The organism is Flavobacterium sp. GNP008, assembly GCF_056428965.1.
The window spans coordinates 564633-583662 of the sequence record NZ_JBWJVL010000001.1 but is presented as its reverse complement, the minus strand read 5'-3'; the positions used below and the strand labels follow the sequence as shown (position 1 = coordinate 583662).

The 19030-nt window shown below is 34.5% G+C and carries 14 protein-coding genes and 1 tRNA gene; 9 read left to right on the top strand and 6 right to left on the bottom strand.

The window, feature by feature from the left end; genetic code table 11:
• Positions 1–85 precede the first annotated feature (85 nt).
• The 4 genes from AC0608_RS02670 to AC0608_RS02655 form a co-directional block, all read right to left on the bottom strand.
• The gene (locus tag AC0608_RS02670) at positions 86–505 is read right to left on the bottom strand and encodes an IS1/IS1595 family N-terminal zinc-binding domain-containing protein (protein WP_417959274.1); all 420 of its coding nucleotides are present in this window, start codon (positions 503–505) and stop codon (positions 86–88) included.
• Positions 506–987: 482 nt separating this feature from the next.
• On the bottom strand, positions 988–1575 hold the full coding sequence (locus AC0608_RS02665) for a DUF4202 domain-containing protein (RefSeq protein ID WP_417959275.1): 588 nt from the start codon (positions 1573–1575) through the stop codon (positions 988–990).
• Positions 1576–1841: 266 nt separating this feature from the next.
• Positions 1842–4004 (bottom strand): S9 family peptidase, encoded by a 2163-nt coding sequence (locus tag AC0608_RS02660; RefSeq protein ID WP_478288036.1) that lies wholly within the window; start codon positions 4002–4004, stop codon positions 1842–1844.
• Positions 4005–4435: 431 nt separating this feature from the next.
• Positions 4436–4508: transfer RNA gene (locus tag AC0608_RS02655), tRNA-Phe, on the bottom strand.
• Between the two features lie 98 nt (positions 4509–4606).
• Between AC0608_RS02655 and AC0608_RS02650 the strand changes: the two genes are divergently transcribed.
• From AC0608_RS02650 to AC0608_RS02625, 6 genes are all read left to right on the top strand, one after another.
• On the top strand, positions 4607–5341 hold the full coding sequence (locus tag AC0608_RS02650; RefSeq protein WP_478288035.1) for a type III pantothenate kinase: 735 nt from the start codon (positions 4607–4609) through the stop codon (positions 5339–5341).
• A complete protein-coding gene (gene bamG, locus AC0608_RS02645; RefSeq protein WP_478288034.1) occupies positions 5334–6581 on the top strand; it encodes a BamG family beta-barrel-assembly machinery protein in 1248 nt (415 codons plus the stop codon). The genes AC0608_RS02650 and bamG overlap by 8 nt, the downstream gene beginning before the upstream one ends.
• Positions 6582–6621: 40 nt before the next feature.
• Positions 6622–7176 carry an LPS export ABC transporter periplasmic protein LptC gene (gene lptC / locus AC0608_RS02640; protein WP_417959279.1) on the top strand — a complete coding sequence of 185 codons (555 nt, stop codon included), beginning with the start codon at positions 6622–6624 and terminating at the stop codon, positions 7174–7176.
• A gap of 16 nt (positions 7177–7192) precedes the next feature.
• The gene (locus AC0608_RS02635) at positions 7193–7390 is read left to right on the top strand and encodes a hypothetical protein (RefSeq protein WP_478288033.1); all 198 of its coding nucleotides are present in this window, start codon (positions 7193–7195) and stop codon (positions 7388–7390) included.
• Between the two features lie 3 nt (positions 7391–7393).
• Complete coding sequence (locus AC0608_RS02630; protein WP_478288032.1) at positions 7394–8653, top strand: hemolysin family protein; 1260 nt, start codon at positions 7394–7396, stop codon at positions 8651–8653.
• 108 nt (positions 8654–8761) lie between these two features.
• Entirely contained in the window at positions 8762–10858 is a 2097-nt protein-coding gene (locus AC0608_RS02625; protein ID WP_478288031.1) for a peptidylprolyl isomerase, read from the top strand.
• Between the two features lie 127 nt (positions 10859–10985).
• Here AC0608_RS02625 and AC0608_RS02620 read toward each other — a convergent pair whose 3' ends face one another.
• Both AC0608_RS02620 and AC0608_RS02615 read right to left on the bottom strand, forming a co-directional pair.
• Entirely contained in the window at positions 10986–11903 is a 918-nt protein-coding gene (locus AC0608_RS02620) for a GYDIA family GHMP kinase (protein WP_478288030.1), read from the bottom strand.
• A 60-nt stretch (positions 11904–11963) separates the two neighbouring features.
• Positions 11964–13280 (bottom strand): hydroxymethylglutaryl-CoA reductase, degradative, encoded by a 1317-nt coding sequence (locus AC0608_RS02615; RefSeq protein ID WP_478288029.1) that lies wholly within the window; start codon positions 13278–13280, stop codon positions 11964–11966.
• A 179-nt stretch (positions 13281–13459) separates the two neighbouring features.
• On the opposite strand from AC0608_RS02615, the gene AC0608_RS02610 reads away from it, so the two are divergent.
• From AC0608_RS02610 to AC0608_RS02600, 3 genes are read left to right on the top strand one after another with little or no spacing between them, the layout of a single operon-like run.
• Complete coding sequence (locus AC0608_RS02610) at positions 13460–15631, top strand: S9 family peptidase (RefSeq protein WP_478288028.1); 2172 nt, start codon at positions 13460–13462, stop codon at positions 15629–15631.
• 9 nt (positions 15632–15640) lie between these two features.
• Complete coding sequence (locus AC0608_RS02605; RefSeq protein WP_478288027.1) at positions 15641–17185, top strand: peptide MFS transporter; 1545 nt, start codon at positions 15641–15643, stop codon at positions 17183–17185.
• 4 nt (positions 17186–17189) lie between these two features.
• The gene (locus AC0608_RS02600; protein WP_417959287.1) at positions 17190–18995 is read left to right on the top strand and encodes a peptide MFS transporter; all 1806 of its coding nucleotides are present in this window, start codon (positions 17190–17192) and stop codon (positions 18993–18995) included.
• Positions 18996–19030: the final 35 nt, after the last annotated feature.

Genomic DNA, 19030 nt, shown 5'->3' with positions numbered 1-19030 from the left:
TTAAATGGTTGGTTAATAAAGTGCCAAATTGAGTTATTTAATTCTAGAAAAAAAAAACGATATATTTTAGTGTAAATTACTATAGTTAATCTTTGAATCGCTCCCATTTTATGAGCATAAATTTATCCCCGAGCTCCGTTATAATCATACCAGCTCCGGAAAGTAATTGTTTGTTTTTTAAATATTCGACCAGCTCTAAATGACTAAAAATCTTATAAGTAGGATGGTAATTGGCGTGAGATGGTTTTTTTATATTATAGCTCTTAACCCAATTGCTCACAGTGACATGGGAAACCCCGATAATTCGTTCAATTTCACGAAAACTTAAGCCTTCAAGATAGAGCTGTAGTGCCTTTGTAACATAGTAATCGTCAATCTTTTTTCCTATTTTATTGACCGTAAAAAAATAATTGCATTTTTTGCACAAATACCTTTGTTTACTATTGATGATGCCGCTTTTTATAATGTGGTTGTTTTGGCATTTCGGGCAGGTTAAAATCTCCATGTATATAAATTTTGCATAAATATAGTAATTTTGCAACTATACAAAAGAGAATTATACAATAAAATTGGTTTAATTTTATGAAAGGTGTATTTTTATTGAGAAAACTATGGGTGTTTGATAAATTTTATGACTTTTAAAATAAAGACTTTCCTGAAGGTCTTAGTTTGGTTTTGAAATCATTTTGTCTACAAAATATATTTTACGGAAGTTAAAATTGCATTTTTGCAAAAAGGGTTATGTGAAATGATGGTGTGGTAAAAGTGTAATTGAAGTACAGCATCGAAACTTGATGTAATAGACCAATGTTTTGATGCTCATGGAATAACCCCTTTTGATTTTTGTAACCCGTGCCTCCTCTATGTACAAGCTGTGTTAATAGTGTCAAGGCGATGTCTATATGCGAGAAATGAATACAGTTTTTAATGTTCTCTAAAGGAAAGGGTATGTATGGATATTGTTATTTTTTAGATATAGAAATCGAATTACAATCCCAGAGCCTCTTTTATCAATTGAAAGTTTGTCGTGCTGAAGTTGATCTTTAGAGCTTCCTGATGTCCTTTTTCAGACATTTTATTCCAAGTTTTAAGAATTATATTTTTTAGTTTCTCCCTGTCGTGTTTAAGAACAAAAGGGTCTAAATAGTATTCTAGAAACACCAAGCAGATTACGTCTTCCAATAGCTGTGTTTCGGCGTCTTTCTTGAGTAATTTTTTTTCGATTAGGAAAGTTACACGTGCAATGAATTTCTCGGAATAGCCTGCTTTTTTTAAAATTATGGCAGTAGTGCTAGCGTGGAATTTTTTTAGATCCTCACGCCATTTTAAATAACCCACTCGGTCCATTGGATAAGTTTCTCGTGCTACTTCCCATCGGCAAATGTGTTGCGCTTTGGAAGCAATCTGTACTTCTTCAGACGCTTCAGGATAAAAAGATATTAGTCTTTGGTACATTCGATTAGAATATAATAATTCCTTCGGATAGTGTAAAGATTGATAAATTTCAATATTTGGATCTTGAGCATTTTCCGCGTCAATCCAATCAGATGTATTTTGAAATTGTGATTTTGTCATTTGAAATGTTTAAAACCAAAGGTACATTATTATTCCAAAAAGCTAATGAATACTTTGCTATCCGCTAGTTTTAAAGGGTAAGTTGATTTTCAATTCGTGCTATTTAAATTTACTCCGCTTATAAGTAGAAATGGGTTTAATTGAACAGTCTATTTTTTTCGATAGTATCCATTGAACGTAGAATTCCTTTAAAAGAATTATTTCTATTTTGCGAAGGCATGCATTTTGATTGCTATGCCTTTTGGAATAAAATTCATAGGTGTATTTTACTTGTCTTTATTTAGCCATCTTTCGAAGAATTCAAATGTTCGTAACATTTGGTCCATTCGCTGCCGGTTGTCTCCATTTCTGGTAATTTCATGTGTTGCGCCAGGGTGTACCACATATTCGACAGGACGGCCTAATACTTTAAGACTGCGAAACATCATTTCTCCTTGAACAAACCCCGTTCGACGATCGTTGCCTCCATGAAAAATAATAAATGGTGTCTTGATATTTTCAACGTAGGTTAAAGGGGATTCTCGTATTAGAATTTCCTTAACTTTTGGTTCCCATGGATAACCCCCAAAATAATTTGGAACGAGTCTCCATGCATTTCCTTCGCCAAAAAAGGTGGTGAGATCATAAACACCACGTTGTGCGCAGGCGGCTTTAAAGCGATTGTCATGACTGATAATCCATGCTGTAAGATAGCCGGCATACGATCCTCCTGTTATTAATAATTTAGATGGGTCAGCCCAGCCTTGATCTATCGTTTTGTCAAGAGCCGTAAGTACATCGCTGGAAGGGCCTTTGCCCCAATCATTGACATTACCTCTTAAAAAATCTAAACCGTAACCGCCGGAACCTCTTGGATTGCTGTAAACAACGCCATACCCTTTACTGCAGAAATATTGGTATTCGTGCCACATGCTTTCTTCTCCTGGTCCCCACATAGCTGAGGGGCCGCCGTGAATTTCTAACAATAACGGATATTTTTCTCCCTCTTGATACTGGGTAGGCTTCATTACCCAATACTCAATTGTCATTCCTATATCATTGATAAAAGTTTTCTTTTCTGGAAAGGATAATTTCTTATTTAGTAGCCAGTTGTTAAAATCGCTTCCCTTCTTTTCTTTTTTGAAATTAGTATTTGAAAAATACAGCTCAGAAGGATTTGATACCTGTGTCTTAGAATAAACAAGAGTGTTATTTGAAATATCAAAACTTGTAATACCAACTTCGCTACTGGATAACGGCTCTATATTTTTGGTGTTTATATTGAGCCTATTCAGGATGTTACCTCCATTACTTTGTCCTGTGAAGTATAGGTATTTATCATCCTTACTCCAGGTAAGATTTGTTTTATTGCGGTCGAAAGGAAAGGTTTTGATGTCCTTTTGGGTTCCATTAAGTGGTATAATTGCTAAGGTAGGGACAGATATAAAAGAGGTGTTGCTATAGAGGAAAGCCAGCCATTTGCCAGAATGTGATACAGATGCATTGCTGTATTTTTTATCTTTTTCGCCTAAAATCATTTTAAAATTACCACCATCACTATCCGCTATATAAATTTCGCTTTCTAATGAACGGTCTGGGTTCTCTGTACTATCAATATTTCCCGAAAACACAATTTGTTTGCCGTCTGGTGTGTATTCAGCATTAGTGAAACTATAAAAGCCTTTTGTTAATAAACGGGGTTTGGCGTTTGCAGTGGTATTAATGTCAAAAAAGTGAGTGAAATTCATTTCGGAAGAAATAACTGACTCATTTTGAAAGTTTAATTTATGGAGTACAATAGCTTTTTTATCCGTAGCATTTTTATCCAAATAAGCTCTTATTTCAGATAAACTTCCGTCGGGGTCTAATCGGGCTTTATTAGGCAACAAATATTCATTTTTGTCAAAACCTGGTTTTTCCATTGTCCAAGTTGGTATTGAAAAAGATTTGTTTAACGTAGAATCTTTGAGTAGTTCTTGAAATGAGATATTGGAAGAAAACATTATTTTTTTTCCGTCAGGGGACCATTTGGGATTGTTTGCCCCATATTTATGGCTTGTCAATTGGATAGGTTCTCCTCCTTCAGTGGATAAAATAAAAATTTGGGAGTTGTCGTCTATCATTCGAGTAAAAGCCAGTTGTTTCCCATCAGGACTCCATGCAGGTTTTGTAGCACCTTCTTTAGAAGTAGTGAGTTGTAAAGGGGGTGAGGTATTTGATGGAGAAGCACTATAGATTTGGGTCAGATACTTGTAATCTAACTTGTTGTTTTCATCAGCTTCAATAACGGTAACAGTGAAGGCTGCTTTTGACCCGTCTTTAGTGAGCGTTACATTTCCAACAGTCTTAATTTTTAACAGATCCGTCAGGTTAATAGCCTCTTTCCCATTTTGAGCAATGGCAGATTGTAGAGTAGTGATAAAAAACAGTAAAATTGAAAGTTTTCTCATAATTGTAATTTTGTAGCTAAACTTTATTTGATGCCGCGTTTCTAATATTTGCAACAAGTAGTGCTGTGTCAAATTTTAATTGTGTTGATCGAATAAAGGTGAGACTTGGGTTTTAGTAAATATATAAAAGTATGGGAAATCTGCGTAGTATTATTCATTGTTTTTTATTTCTTGGAATATACATAAGGTAATTCTAAAGCAGGAATTACGTTAATTTTATAATGAGTAGAAAATATTTTTGATATTTCAAGGGGGTTATTTTAAACACGGTAGCCTGCTAGACAAAATAATATTGAATGATGGTCTGTAAAAGAGTGTTGTTTGTGTTGTAAAACAGGACAAATAAAAGATCTAAGCAATTATCAGTAGTCGAATAGGTCCAAAAACAAAAAATCCCTAAAGCCTCATTAAAGGATTAGGGAAATTTTTTGTGGTACCTCCAGGGATCGAACCAGGGACACATGGATTTTCAGTCCATTGCTCTACCATCTGAGCTAAGGTACCTCGCTATTGCGGGTGCAAATATAGAATGATTTTTAGTTTATCCAAAACATTTTTTAAAAAAAATCAATTCGTACCTTCGCACCATCAAAAAATCAATTATGAATTTAGTAGTCGATGTGGGAAATACAAGAATTAAAGCAGCTGTCTTTGAGGACGCTATGCTTTTGGAAATTTTTGTTTTCACGAAAATAGAACTAGAAAAAAATATTAAAAATATTTTGAAAAAGTTTAAAAAAGTAAGCGAATTGGTTGTTTCCTCAGTTACGGAGGTCGAAAAACAATCATTTTTAGTATTCGAAAAAGAGCTTAATGTACATTTTATTTCCAATAAAGATTCTTTTCCGTTTCAAAACAACTATGCGACGCCACAAACTTTGGGAATTGACAGAATGGTTTTAGCTGCGGGCGCAACGCTTCAGTTTCCTGATCAAAACCGGCTGGTAATTGATGCAGGAACATGCATTACATATGATTTTATTGATCTGGAGAATAATTATTTAGGCGGAGCTATTGCTCCAGGGCTTCGATTGCGGTACGAAGCATTACATAATTTTACTGCCAGGCTGCCTTTGCTGACACTTTGTAATCCGGAGCATTTTATAGGAAAATCAACGGCTGAATCAATTCATTCCGGAGTGGTCAATGGGCTGGTTTATGAGATTGATGGTTTTATTGAGGAATATAAACTAAGGTATTTAAATTTTATAATAATTTTAACGGGTGGGGACACAGATTTTTTGGCTAAACGATTAAAAAATACCATATTTGCCAATTCAAATTTTCTTTTGGAAAGTTTGAACCAAACATTTCAATATAAAATCAAAAATGATTAAAAAAATTATAATAAGTGCATGTTTGCTTTTATCATTAGTAACTTTTGCTCAGGAGGGGACATCGTCTCCGTATTCTTTTTACGGAATAGGTGATGTAAGGTTCAAAGGGACTCTTGAAAATCGTTCTATGGGAGGAATTGCTATTGAACAAGATAGTATTCACATGAACTTACAGAATCCTGCAAGTTATGCAAGTTTGAAACTGACCACATTTACTTTGGGAGGAACTTATGCTACTACAGAATTGAAAAATAAAACGGAATCAGCAAATACGAGACGAACAACTTTAGATTATCTGGCAGTAGGACTGCCTTTAGGTAAGTTTGGACTTGGTTTTGGATTGATTCCCTATTCATCTGTAGGTTATAAAATTGAATCACCAGGATCACTCACTGAAAATAACCAACGTTTTAATGGAACAGGTGGTTTGAATAAGGCTTTTCTTGGCTTAGGCTATAAAATAACTCCCAATTTTAGTATTGGTGCCGATGTGAACTATAATTTTGGAAAAATTGAGACCAATAATTTAGAGTTTATTACTGATATTCCTATTGGTACACGAGAATTAAATAAAGTTGATTTGTCTGGAATTAATTTCAATATTGGGATGATGTACCAAGCCAAAATTTACAAAAAAGTATCTTTTTTTAGTAGCTTAAATTATTCGCTGGAAAGTACTTTAAATTCCCAAAACACCAGAAACATTGCTACCGTATTCTATAATTCAAATTTTGATTTGTCCGTTGTTGATGTTCTGGATGATATGAAAACAGAAACGAGTTTGAAAATCCCTAGCAAGTATGCTGCAGGAGCAGGTTTTGGTGAAGCGAGGAAATGGTTGGTTGGAATAGGATATACTTTTCAGGAGGCTGGTTCTTTAAGAAACAATTACAACGCAATGGGTAATGTTACTTATGAAAAGCATTCAAAGTATAGTATTGGAGGGTATTATTTGCCAAATTACAATTCCTTCACAAGTTATGGCAAAAGAGTAACATACAGAGGTGGTTTTAGATTTGAAAACACCGGGTTAGTGATTAATTCTGAACCTATTGATGATATGGCCTTGACTGTGGGAGTAGGGCTGCCGTTGACAGGGACATTTTCTAATGTGAATGTTGGACTGGAATTTGGTAAAAGAGGAACTACAGCATCAAATTTAGTCGAAGAAAATTATGCAAATGTTAGTGTTAGTTTTTCACTTAACGAGCAATGGTTTGTCAAAAGAAAATTCAATTAAAAGGACGCATTTCATTAAAGCTTTTTCGTAAGTTCAGCGTATGACGGTATTCCAAAAATATGGTTTTAAATTAGTTGTCACGGTTTTTACTGTGACACTGTTTTTTGGATGTGAAAGTAATTTTAAAGAAGTGCAGAAAATTAATTTTTCTGAATTTGTTCCCAGCAGTGATGCCGATATGGTAAATCTAAAATACACGGATTCTGGCCGAATAACCGCCGTGTTAATCAGTTCAAAAATGTTGGATTACGCTAGTGTTGATTTTCCATTTACGGAATTTCCAAAAGGGATCGATGTTACTTTATATGATAAAAAAGCCAAAAAAACATTTATTAAATCCAATTATGCAATTTCTTACAAGTTCACAAACATTATTGATTTACAAGGAAAAGTAAAGATTTTCACCGAAGACGGTCAAGTACTCGAAACAGAGCAGTTGTACTTTGATCAAAAAAACGAATGGTTTTTTACCGAAAGAAAGTTTAAATTTACGGATCCAAAAGGAGTGTCAAACGGACAGGGAATAGATTTTAGTAAAGACTTTAAGGTGATTAATTCTCAAAAAATAACCGGAGAAGTAGAAACGAACGATTAAAATAAAATACTACACTATGAATTACCTAAAATACACACAATACGTTTATCTTGTTTTTGGAGCTTACTTCCTTTATGATGGCTTTACAAAGGTAAACGATCCTAGTTTAGGAAGTCCTTGGCTGAGTTTTATGATTGCTGGATTGGCAGTTTTCATGTTCTTTTTTAGAAGAAAATTTGCAAAAAAATTCGAAGATCGCAATAAAAATTCCTAGTTGATGGAAATTAGTATTATCATATTGTGTCTAATACTAAGTGCTTTTTTTTCAGGAATGGAGATCGCCTTCGTGTCTTCCAATAAAATATATCTTGAAATTGAAAAAAAGCAGGATAATTTTTTGTCTAAAATACTGACAAAACTTACTGAAAAGCCCACAAATTTTATTGTTGCCATGGTTATAGGCAATAATATAGCCATGGTTGTCTATGGTTTTTTAATGGGTGATGTATTGATGGATTGGTTGGCAATGCAGGGATATTTTTTTTCAGATTGGTTGAATCTAGTTGTGCAAATCTTGATTTCTACAATAATCATTTTGGTTACAGCAGCGTTTCTTCCTAAAGTTTTTTTTCAAATTTATGCCAATTCACTACTCAAATTTCTAGCAGTTCCAGCTTTTCTTTTTTATAAAGTGTTCTATTTTATTTCCATATTTTTTATTTGTATTTCAGATTTTATTTTAAAAAAATTCTTCAAAACACAGGGCGATACTATTCAGCTTTATTTTAGTAAAATTGAACTTGGAAATTATATTACGGAGCAAATGAGTACTTTTGAGGGTAATGAAGTAGTAGATTCTGAAATACTAATGTTCCAGAATGCACTAGAATTTTCAGGAGTTAAGGCTAGGGATGTGATGAGTCCTCGAACCGAAATAATAGCGGTTGATCTCTTCGATTCAATCGAAGAATTGAAGCAATTATTTATAGAAACAGGGTATTCTAAAATAGTGGTGTACCAAAATTCGCTCGACGATATTATAGGGTACGTACATTCCTTTGACTTGTTTAAAAAGCCTAACAATATCAAAGAAATTGTGATTCCGGTAGAATTTGTTCCCGAAACAATTTTTATTAAAGATGCCATGAATTTGCTTACCAAAAAACGAAAAAGTGTTGCTGTTGTTTTAGATGAATATGGTGGAACATCAGGAATTATAACTATTGAGGATATTGTAGAAGAACTTTTTGGCGAAATCGAGGATGAGCATGATTCCAATGAAGAACTGATTGAGAGAGAATTGGAAAATGGGGTGTATGTACTTTCTGCTCGACTGGATGTAGCCTACCTGAATGACGCTTATAAGTTTGCCATTCCTGAGAGTGATTCTTATGGGACACTTGGTGGATTTATTGTCGATTTTACTAAGGAAATTCCTCAAAAAGGAGATGCGATTACCATAGGTCTCTATCATTTTATAATTGAAGAAGCCACAAATAAGAAAATAGAATTAGTAAAAATGACGGTGCAAGAGTAATTTTTTTTAAGAAAATAAAATTTCTTGTAAAATAAAACGCTACTAGTATAATTATTAATTAGATAATTGTATTTTCGCAAACTGAATATAAAAATTAACAACAATAAAATGGCAGTTTTACAAAAAATTAGACAACGTTCACTTCTTCTGATACTTGTTATCGGGTTTTGTTTATTAGCATTTATAATAGGCGATATATTCAATAGTGGTGGTTTCAACAGTACCTCAAAAGATGTAGGAAGCATTGATGGAAAAGACATTTCATTTGAAGATTTTAGAGTCAAAGTAAGTAATGTTGAAAAAAGTACACAAGGTATTACGTCAACTGAAGCAGCTAACAGAGTATGGGAACAAGAAGTTTCTATTGCTTTATTAAGTGCCGAATTTGAAAAATTAGGGCTTAGAGTAGGTGAAAAACACTTATTAGAAGTGTTGAAATCTGATCAAAATATTGGGGGTAATCCATTGTTTTTAAATGCTGCCGGGATATTTGATGTTGTTAAATTCAAAGAATATTTTAAAGCAAATCCAGCACAAGCTCAGTTTTTAAAAGATAGAGAAAAAGACGCTGATTTAAACGCCAAATATCAAATGTACAATACGATGATAAAAGCGGCAGTTTATACGACTGAAAGCGAAGGGAAGATGAAATATGAAATGGAAGCAAATACAGTGAATTTTGCTTACGTTGCGGGTCTATATTCAACAATTAAAGACAGTGAGGTAAAAGTGACTGATGCAGAAATTGTGGATTTCATGAAGAAAGATGAAAAAAAATACAAAGCAGACGAATCTCGTGAAGTAGAATATGTTTTGATTGAAGACAAAGCATCTACGACTGATGAAGCGGAAATAAAAACCAAAATAAACGCATTGCTTTCAGGAAGTGTAGTTTACAATCAAGCTACAGGTAAAAACGATACGTTGCCAGGGTTTAGAACAACTGCTAATACAGTAGAATTTGTGAATTCAAACTCAGATGTTCCTTATGATTCAACTTACATCGCTAAGAAAGATTTACCAGCTGTAGATGCTGATAAATTATTCAACCTTGCTCCAGGGGCAGTCTATGGACCATACATGTTTGGTAAATACTATTGCATTTCAAAATCTATGGGAATGAAATCAGGAGTTAATGCTAAAGCAAGTCATATTCTAATTGGCTATGAAGGAACACAAGTTCCAAATCAAAAGGAAAAGAGAACCAAAGAACAAGCTAAAGCAAAAGCGGAAAGTCTTTTAGCGCAAGTGAACGCAAATCCAGACAGTTTCTTAATGTTGGCTTTCACCGCATCTGATGATTCATCAGCACAACAAGGTGGTGATTTGGGTTATTTTGGTCCCAATCAAATGGTAAAACCTTTCAATGATTTTGTTTTCAATAACAGTATTGGTAAAGTTGGTTTAGTTGAAACTGATTTTGGTTTTCATATTATTAAAATTACAGACAAACAAGACGGAATTCGTTTGGCTACAGTAGCGCAAAAAATTGAAGCTTCTGAAACTACTTCTGATAAAATATTTACGCAAGCAACTAAATTTGAAATGGATGCTGTAGATAAAGATTTTAATAAAGTAGCCAAAGAAATGAAACTTACTGTTGCTGCTCCAGTTACTGTTAAAGGTATGGATGAGAATTTTGGTTCATTAGGAAATCAAAGAGCTATTGTAAGATGGGCTTTCGAAAAAGGAGTTAAAGAAGGTGCTGTAAAAAGATTTGAAGTAGCTAATGTAGGACACGTTATTGCAAAAGTAAAAAGTATTGATCAATCTGGTTTAGTAGCGGTTTCAGTTGCCAGACCTTATGTAGAACAAATTCTTAAAAATAAGAAAAAAGCGGAATTAATTAAAGCTAAAATGACTGGTTCTTCACTTGAAGCAATGGCTAAAGCAGTAGGAGGAAAAGTACAACAAGCTACTGGTTTAACAATGGAAAATACAACCTTGCCAAATGTAGGCCCTGAACCAAGAGTAGTTGGAAATGCATTTGCTTTAGTAGCAAATAAACTATCTGCTCCAATTGAAGGTAATACGGGTGTTTATGTAGTTAAAAATACAAGTACAGTAAATGCACCCGCGTTAAAAAGTCACGCTCCTTATGTTGCTAAATTGAAAGCTCAAAATGCATCAGAAGTAAATAGAGTGATTCCAGCATTGAAAGGAAACGCTAAAATCGAAGATAACAGGCAAGATTTCAATTACTAAACTAAAGAAAGTAAGAAACACAAAAGTAAAACCCCGATACAATCTACTGAATGTATCGGGGTTTTACTTTTGTGTTTCTTTTTTAAAAAGGATGAACGTACTAATTAATAAGGTATAAATACGGTGATTAAGAACGTATCATTTCAGTGTATGGTATAATGGTAGAGTATCCTTTTGCAGTAAAGTATTCTACAGGATTCTCCCTAGTAATTACCAATACAAAATCACCTCCCCAAGCACCTAAGCTTTTTATTGCTCCATCAAAATCTGAAAATAAAGATTCTTTTATCGTAGGAATTTTTAGAATTCTACTCATTTGAGCTTCATGTTTTTCTATTGCCTCGGCAAAAGATTTAAGGGTAGTGGCTGTGTTAACCTCAGAAGTTATTAAATCATTTGTAGCAATAGTCGCGGCCAGGTTGTTTTTTTTGTTCAGGTTGTATGCTGCTATTGCGGTTTTACTGCTTTGCTTTTTGTTGAGATACACAAAGTACAAGTGCTGTTTAAATTCAGGATTAAAAGCGATCTTTTCTACAGTTGGATTACCTTGATTCAGACGGTATATAATAGGAGTGTTGTTTTGTGCGCAAGCAATATCATAACCACTTCCTCCAAAACTGTTTTTAAGCAATGTAAAAGCATCAATTTGCAGCCATTGAGCAATATTGTTTATCAAAGTTGACGACGTTCCCAGGCCCCAGTTTTTAGGAAACTCAAGTTCAGTGGAAATGGTGTATCCGTTTGAATTAGTAATGAAGTTCGGATTAAGTAAGAAAGCTTCGTGTAGAATGTTAGTCAGTATGGCTTTGACCGATTCGCTTTTAGGATTTATTTTCTTTGAAATGTCCAAAAATAGAATGGTATCTTCAAACCAAATACTACCGTCAGCATCATAACTTTTCCAGACGATTTCCTGATTGTTTCCCTCTTCTATAATGAGGCTCTGTCCCATTTTTGTAGGCAATGCAAAGGCTTTGGCTCCATCAAGAACCAGGTATTCTCCTGTTATTAAAAGTTTTCCGTTACTGTAGAATGTTTTTTTCATTATTCTTATTTTAATCCCTGCCAGGGTTATAAACTTTGATAGGGTTGTCGACAATCAAAGTTATTTTCTTAAACTTTCAATAAAAGTCACCACGGCGCTATGAGAAACGGTATTTTTTTTGAAATATTTATGAATTAAAACCCGTTCTTCAACAGTGGCTTCGTACTGGTTGATGATGTTGTTTAAGTGCATTTTCATGTGCCCTTCCTGAATTCCTGTAGTTGTCAAAGAGCGTAATGCACCAAAATTCTGTGCCAGACCCGCCACGACTACAAACTGCATTAGTTCTTTGGCTGTTGGATTTTCCAGCATTTCTAAGGACAATTTTACCAATGGATGTAAGGAAGTAAGTCCGCCCACTGTTCCTAATGCTAGTGGGATTTCTAACCAAAAAGTAAAAATGCCATTTTCGATTTTGGCATGGGATAGACTTGTGTATTTTCCGTTTCTGGATGCATAGGCATGCACTCCAGCTTCGACCGCACGGAAATCATTTCCTGTTGCCAAAACTACGGCATCTACTCCGTTCATGATTCCTTTGTTATGTGTTACAGCTCGATAGGGTTCAACTTCGGCAATTTGAACGGCTTGAATAAATTTCTCAGCAAATTCTTGAGGATTCGGAATGTGTTTGTCCTCTAAATCAGCAATTGGGCATGAAACTTCCGCTCTCACAATGCAATTAGGGACATAATTCGAGAGAATACTCATGACTACTTCAATCTCTTTTTCAGTTTCAGTAAATAAATCATAGGCGTGTGCTTCTTCTTTTAAGGTTTTAGCAAACTGTTCCAAACATGAATTTATAAAATTAGCACCCATGCTGTCTTTGGTTTCAAAAGTTGCATGCAGTTGATAATAATTGGGCATTAAATTAGTTTTGTCATTTAGAACAATGTCTAAAATGCCGCCACCGCGTTTTTGCATGTTTTTTGTAATTAGTTCTGTCTCTGAGAAAAATTTATTTTTGTTTTGTGCAAAAAATAAATTCAGTTTTGAAACCTCACCTTTATAAATGAAATGAACCTGTCCAATTTTTTCGGTGTTGATTACGGTTGTTTTAAACCCACCGCGGGTGGACCAAAACTTCGCTGCTTTTGCGGCAGCGGCAACCACAGAACTTTCTTCAATGGCCATAGGAATGGTACAGTATTTTCCATTAATTAGAAAATTAGGAGCAACTCCTAGCGGAATGTAGAAATTGGTTATCGTGTTTTCAATGAATTCATCGTGTAATTTCTGTATTTTTTCATCAGAATTCCAATAGTTTTTCAACAAGGCCGTGGCTTCTACAGGTGTTGAAAAATAGTTAGTGGCAATCCATTTAATTTTTTCTTCTTTGGATAATTTAGAAAATCCGTTAATGGCCTTATTCATTCTCAATAGATTATAGTATGTATACCTGCAAAGATACGCTTTTAGCGGTTTTATTGACTATGATAGTATCCTCAATAAAAGAGGGTTTAAAATATTGTTTTTAAGATTTAACACATTTAATGTGAAATTATTGTAAATTTTTCACTAAAATTGACGGTTTTTATATTTAAATAAATATCATGTACTTGAAAAAAATTATTGCATTATTTTTATTCCTGAGTTTTACTGTTGTTGGTCAGCAAAAAATCACAATTGATGAAATTTACAACGGCACATTTCGAGCCAAAGGAATGGATGAATTACAGTCTATGAAAAATACAAATCAATACACGGTATTGAATTTAGACAACCAGTCCAGAAGTATGCAAATTGATTTGTATGATTTTGCAACTTTAAAAAAAGTAGCGACACTTATAGATACAAAATCCCACAAAGATCTTTCAAACGGGATTGACAGTTACACGTTTGATGCTTCAGAAAAAATGATTTTGCTAGCGTGTAATACGAATCAAATCTTCCGCCACTCCTTTACTGCGGATTATTATTTGTACGATATAGCCAGTAAAAAATTAAAAAAATTATTTGATTCTCCCGTGCAGGAACCTACTTTTTCACCTGATGGAAAAAAGATAGCGTACGCCAAAGAAAATAATCTGTATGTATATGATTTAGCTACTAATAAATCGACTCCAATAACTACAGACGGACAAAAAAACAGCATTATTAACGGTATTACAGATTGGGTTTACGAAGAAGAGTTTGCTTTTGTAAAAGCTTTTGATTGGAGTGCTGACAGTAAAAAAGTGGCCTACATTCGTTTTGACGAAAGTCAGGTGCCGGAATTTTCAATGTCTATGTTTGGAAAAGAGTTATACCCAACGACGCAAACATTCAAATATCCAAAGGCCGGTGAAAAGAATGCTTTGGTTTCTTTACACATTTATGATGTAAATTCGAATGGAGTAAAAAAAGTAAATCTGGGGAATTACACTGATTTTTATATCGCCAGAATGAAATGGACAAATGACGCGAATTCATTGTCTGCGCAAGTATTGAATCGTCATCAAAATAATTTGGATTTGTTGTTTATCGACGGTAATTCAGGAACTGCAAAAGTAGTTTTGAACGAAAAAGACAAAGCGTATGTTGATGTTACGGATAACTTGACTTTCTTGAAAGACAACAGTTTTATATGGACCAGCGAAAAAGACGGTTTCAATCATATTTACTTATATGATAAAAACGGAAAATTGAAAAACCAGCTTACCAAAGGAAAATGGGAAGTGACGAATTATTATGGTTTAGACGAAAAGACAAATACGGTTTTTTATCAGTCTGTAGAAAACGGATCTATCAATAGAGATGTATACCGAATAGGACTTGATGGAAAAAACAAAGTGCGTTTGTCACAAAGTACAGGAACGAATGCAGCAACTTTCAGTCCAAATTTTCAATACTACATCAACACGTTTTCTAGTGCGTCTCAGCCTACAACGTATACATTAAACGAAGCTAAAGTTGGAAAACAAGTTCAAGTCATTGAAAACAATGAAGCATTAGCTTCAAAACTAAAAAGCTATAATTTACCTGGAAAAGAGTTTTTTGTTTTAAAAACCGCAAAAGGAAATGAACTGAATGCTTGGATGATTAAACCTAAAGATTTTGATCCTGCAAAAAAATATCCTGTTTTCATGTACCAATATTCTGGTCCGGGTTCGCAGCAAGTGAATAACGAGTGGAACAGTACAGATGATTATTGGTTTATGATGTTGTCCCAACAAGGGTATATTGTGGCGTGTGTTGACGGACGCGGAACTGGTTTTAAAGGTGCTGATTTTAAAAAAGTGACTCAATTGCAATTAGGAAAATACGAAGTGGAAGACCAAATTGACGCTGCTAAAGTAATAGGAAATTACGCATTTGTTGATAAAGCTAGAATTGGTATATTTGGCTGGTCGTATGGTGGTTTTATGGCGTCTAACTGTATCATGAAAGGAAATGATATTTTCAAAATGGCAATTGCGGTAGCTCCGGTTACAAACTGGCGTTTTTATGACAGTGTGTATACGGAACGTTACATGCAGACACCACAGGAAAATGCGAGTGGATACGATGATAATTCCCCAATAAATCATGTGGATAAATTGAAAGGAAAATTTCTTTTGATACATGGTTCAGGAGATGATAATGTACATGTTCAGAACTCCATGCAAATGATGGAAGCCTTAATTCAAGCCAACAAACAATTTGATTCTCAAATTTACCCGGACAATAATCACGGGATTTATGGCGGAAAGACCAGAATTCAATTGTATACCAAAATGACTAATTTTATCAAAGAAAATTTATAATAGCGCTTTATGACGAACGATGCATTGAATAAGGAAGAATTTTTTGGACATCCAAAGGCGCTTTTTATATTGTTTTTTACCGAAATGTGGGAACGGTTTTCTTTCTACGGAATGAAAGCCCTGTTGATTTTTTATCTGACAAAATACCATTTGTTTTCGGATACTTCTGGAAATTTACTGATTGGGAGTTACGCTGCCTTGGTGTATGCAGTTCCCGTTTTAGGCGGTTTTATTGCGGATCGCTATCTAGGATTTAGAAAAGCGATTGTTTTTGGGGGTATTATGCTGGTATTAGGTCATATAGGAATGGCGTATGAAGGGAATGCCGCAACTGAATCCATTACGGGGGAAATTACACGGGATGAAACCGCCTTGCAAATATTTTACTTTTCATTATCATTAATAATTGTCGGGGTTGGTTTTCTAAAAGCCAATATCTCTTCATTGGTGGGAGAATTATATGAAACAGGTGATAAAAGAAGAGATTCTGGATTCACTTTGTTTTACATGGGGATCAACTTAGGATCCTTTATGGCTACATTGATATGTGGTTGGCTTGGAGAAACGTATGGATGGAGCTATGGTTTTGCAGCAGCTGGAGTCGGAATGTTTTTTGGATTAGTGACTTTTATTTCCGGAAGGAAATTATTAATGGGGAAAGGGGAAACTACCGTGCCTGAAATTTTAGAAAAAAGAGTATTCGGGGTCAAAAGCGAATGGCTAATTTATTTGCTAAGTGCTTCCTCGGCATTAATTTTTTGGCAAATGGTGCAACGTCATGAAGTGGTTTCTTATTCCTTGATGGTTGCCGGTGCTGTTTCGTTCGTTTATATAGTCTATTATGCCGTTACTCAATTGGATAAAAAAGCAAGAGAGCAATTAATGGCTTTAACCATTTTGATCGTATTTACGATTATCTTTTGGGCATTATTTGAACAAGCATATACTTCATTAAATTTGTTTGCAGATCGCATTTTAGACAGAACGGTTTTTGGGTATACCATAACAGCTAGCCAATTTTTAAGTTTTAATGCCTTGTTTATAATTTTATTAGCACCAGTTTTTGCTTGGTTGTGGGTAAAATTAGGGAAATACAATCCAAATACTGCCGTGAAATTTTCAATAGCATTGCTGTTGGTAGGTTTAGGTTTTGGGTCTTTGGTTTTAGGAATTAGTTTGTCAGGGATGGGAAAAGTAGCCATGATTTGGTTGATTCTTACGTACCTTTTGCATACTTGTGGGGAATTGTGCTTGTCACCAGTAGGCCTTTCAGCAGTGACTAAATTATCACCAGCAAAAATTGTGGGATTCATGATGGGCGTTTGGTTTTTAGCAACAGCCAGTTCCGAATTTATTGCTTCCATTTTGGCTAATATCGCTTCTGTCGATACTTCAAATGGTACAGCACCTGATTTGAACTTAGCAAAACAGAGTTACTTAGTACTTTTTGAATACTTGTTTTATACAGGACTAGGTTTCGGATTGCTGTTATTGGTACTTTCGCCAGTAATAAAAAAATTAATGCACGGAGTAGATAAAGAATTAAACAATTAATAATATGAGTGAAAATACTACAGATCAATTTTTTAAAAGTACCGTATTAGGGCATCCAGCGGGATTATTCGTTTTGTTTTTCACAGAGATGTGGGAGCGATTTTCATTCTACGGAATGCGTTCTTTACTGATATTATTTTTAACAGCTTCTTTTACAGATGGCGGTTGGGAATGGACTCGTGAAAATGCTTCTGCTTTATTTGGATCCTATGTTGGGTTGGTTTATTTATCCACAATGTTAGGTGGTTATTTTGCCGATAAAGTAATTGGTTTTAGATGGGCTGTTGTTGTTGGAGCCAGTTTAATGACTTTAGGACATGCTTCTATGGCTGTTGAAACAGAATTTTCTATTTATTTAGGATTAGTATTATTGGTTTTTGGGAATGGTTTTTTTAAACCAAACATGACATCAATCGTGTCTGAAATGTACAAAGACCGTCCTGAAAAGAAAGATGGTGCCTACACTTTATTTTACATGGGTGTAAATGCCGGAGCTTTCTTTGGTATTTTACTTTGTGGTTATTTAGGAGAAAAAGTAGGTTGGACGTATGGTTTTGGTTTAGCCGGGATTTTTATGTTTTTCGGAATGTTACAGTTTTGGTTGTCTCAAAATATCTTTGGAGACATTGGTTTAAAACCAAACAAAGAAAGCAAGGCGAAAGCAGAAGCTTTGGATACGGATAAAAGAAATCCTTTTTCACCAATACAATTAGCAGCTATTGCTTTTTCTTCTATATTAGCGTTATTATGGCTTGTGAATGATCCTGCTTCCAAAATATCTGGGGGCAAAGTAAATATTTTTTCATTTCTTGGAAAAGATGGTAATGCTATTGCGATACTTTCAGCACTAGTTGTTTTTATTATATTGTTGATTTATAGGTTTACCCAATATTCTAAAATTACTAAGGAAAAATTAATAGCGGTAACTTTCTTTGCCTTTTTGACAATTTTCTTCTGGGCAATTTTTGAACAATCTCCAAACAGTTTAACCATTTTTGCGAATGATTACACAGATCGGGTGTTAACAGGTAATTGGAGCGTGGTTTTTCTAGTAATGAATTCCTTGATTACGATTTTACCATTGGTCATTATTACTTGGGTTTTAATTTTATTATTTAAACAAACCTTCCAGTTTTATGCCCTTGCAAATATTATTCTGAGCATCAGTTTTATTATTATTTGGGTTATAGCGATCTGGATGTTGACTAAAGATTATTACACAGCTGGATATTTGACATTATCAGATGCAACTTTACAAACATTAAAAATTGACAAAGTAACGACTGCCTTGACAGAAGTTCCTGCAACTTGGTTTTCTACCTTAAACTCCTTGTTCATTATCTCTTTGGCACCATTATTTTCAAAATGGTGGGAAAGCAAATACAATCCTTCTGCAAATTTAAAATATGGAATCGGAATGGGATTGTTAGCCCTTGGAATGGCTTGTGTCGCCTTTGGCGCAAGTGGAATCGAAGCGGGAGCAAAAACAGCTTCAGTGAGTATGATCTGGCTTATCTTAGTGTATCTTTTCCATACCATGGCAGAGTTGTGTATCTCACCGGTAGGATTATCTTATGTAAGTAAATTAGTTCCAGCTCGTATGATTGCTTTCATGTTTGGTGTTTGGTATTTAGCAGTAGCAATCGGTATGAAAGGTGCAGGTATGTTTGGAGAAAATATTGATAAAATAGCCAATGAACATGGATTAAGTTACTTCTTCTGGATGTTAACTATAATTTCCATTGTAGTTGCTTTATTCTCTGTTGCGATGACTCCTGTTATTAAAAAGTTGATGCATGGTGTTCGATAAATTTTAGGCATCATTTTTGAATTTAGAATCACTAA

Coding starts and splice junctions, on each gene's coding strand:
- AC0608_RS02670 (WP_417959274.1), bottom strand. CDS start 505: ATGGAGATTTTAACCTGCCCGAAATGCCAAAACAACCACATTATAAAA.
- AC0608_RS02665 (WP_417959275.1), bottom strand. CDS start 1,575: ATGACAAAATCACAATTTCAAAATACATCTGATTGGATTGACGCGGAA.
- AC0608_RS02660 (WP_478288036.1), bottom strand. CDS start 4,004: ATGAGAAAACTTTCAATTTTACTGTTTTTTATCACTACTCTACAATCT.
- AC0608_RS02650 (WP_478288035.1), top strand. CDS start 4,607: ATGAATTTAGTAGTCGATGTGGGAAATACAAGAATTAAAGCAGCTGTC.
- bamG (WP_478288034.1), top strand. CDS start 5,334: ATGATTAAAAAAATTATAATAAGTGCATGTTTGCTTTTATCATTAGTA.
- lptC (WP_417959279.1), top strand. CDS start 6,622: ATGACGGTATTCCAAAAATATGGTTTTAAATTAGTTGTCACGGTTTTT.
- AC0608_RS02635 (WP_478288033.1), top strand. CDS start 7,193: ATGAATTACCTAAAATACACACAATACGTTTATCTTGTTTTTGGAGCT.
- AC0608_RS02630 (WP_478288032.1), top strand. CDS start 7,394: ATGGAAATTAGTATTATCATATTGTGTCTAATACTAAGTGCTTTTTTT.
- AC0608_RS02625 (WP_478288031.1), top strand. CDS start 8,762: ATGGCAGTTTTACAAAAAATTAGACAACGTTCACTTCTTCTGATACTT.
- AC0608_RS02620 (WP_478288030.1), bottom strand. CDS start 11,903: ATGAAAAAAACATTCTACAGTAACGGAAAACTTTTAATAACAGGAGAA.
- AC0608_RS02615 (WP_478288029.1), bottom strand. CDS start 13,280: ATGAATAAGGCCATTAACGGATTTTCTAAATTATCCAAAGAAGAAAAA.
- AC0608_RS02610 (WP_478288028.1), top strand. CDS start 13,460: ATGTACTTGAAAAAAATTATTGCATTATTTTTATTCCTGAGTTTTACT.
- AC0608_RS02605 (WP_478288027.1), top strand. CDS start 15,641: ATGACGAACGATGCATTGAATAAGGAAGAATTTTTTGGACATCCAAAG.
- AC0608_RS02600 (WP_417959287.1), top strand. CDS start 17,190: ATGAGTGAAAATACTACAGATCAATTTTTTAAAAGTACCGTATTAGGG.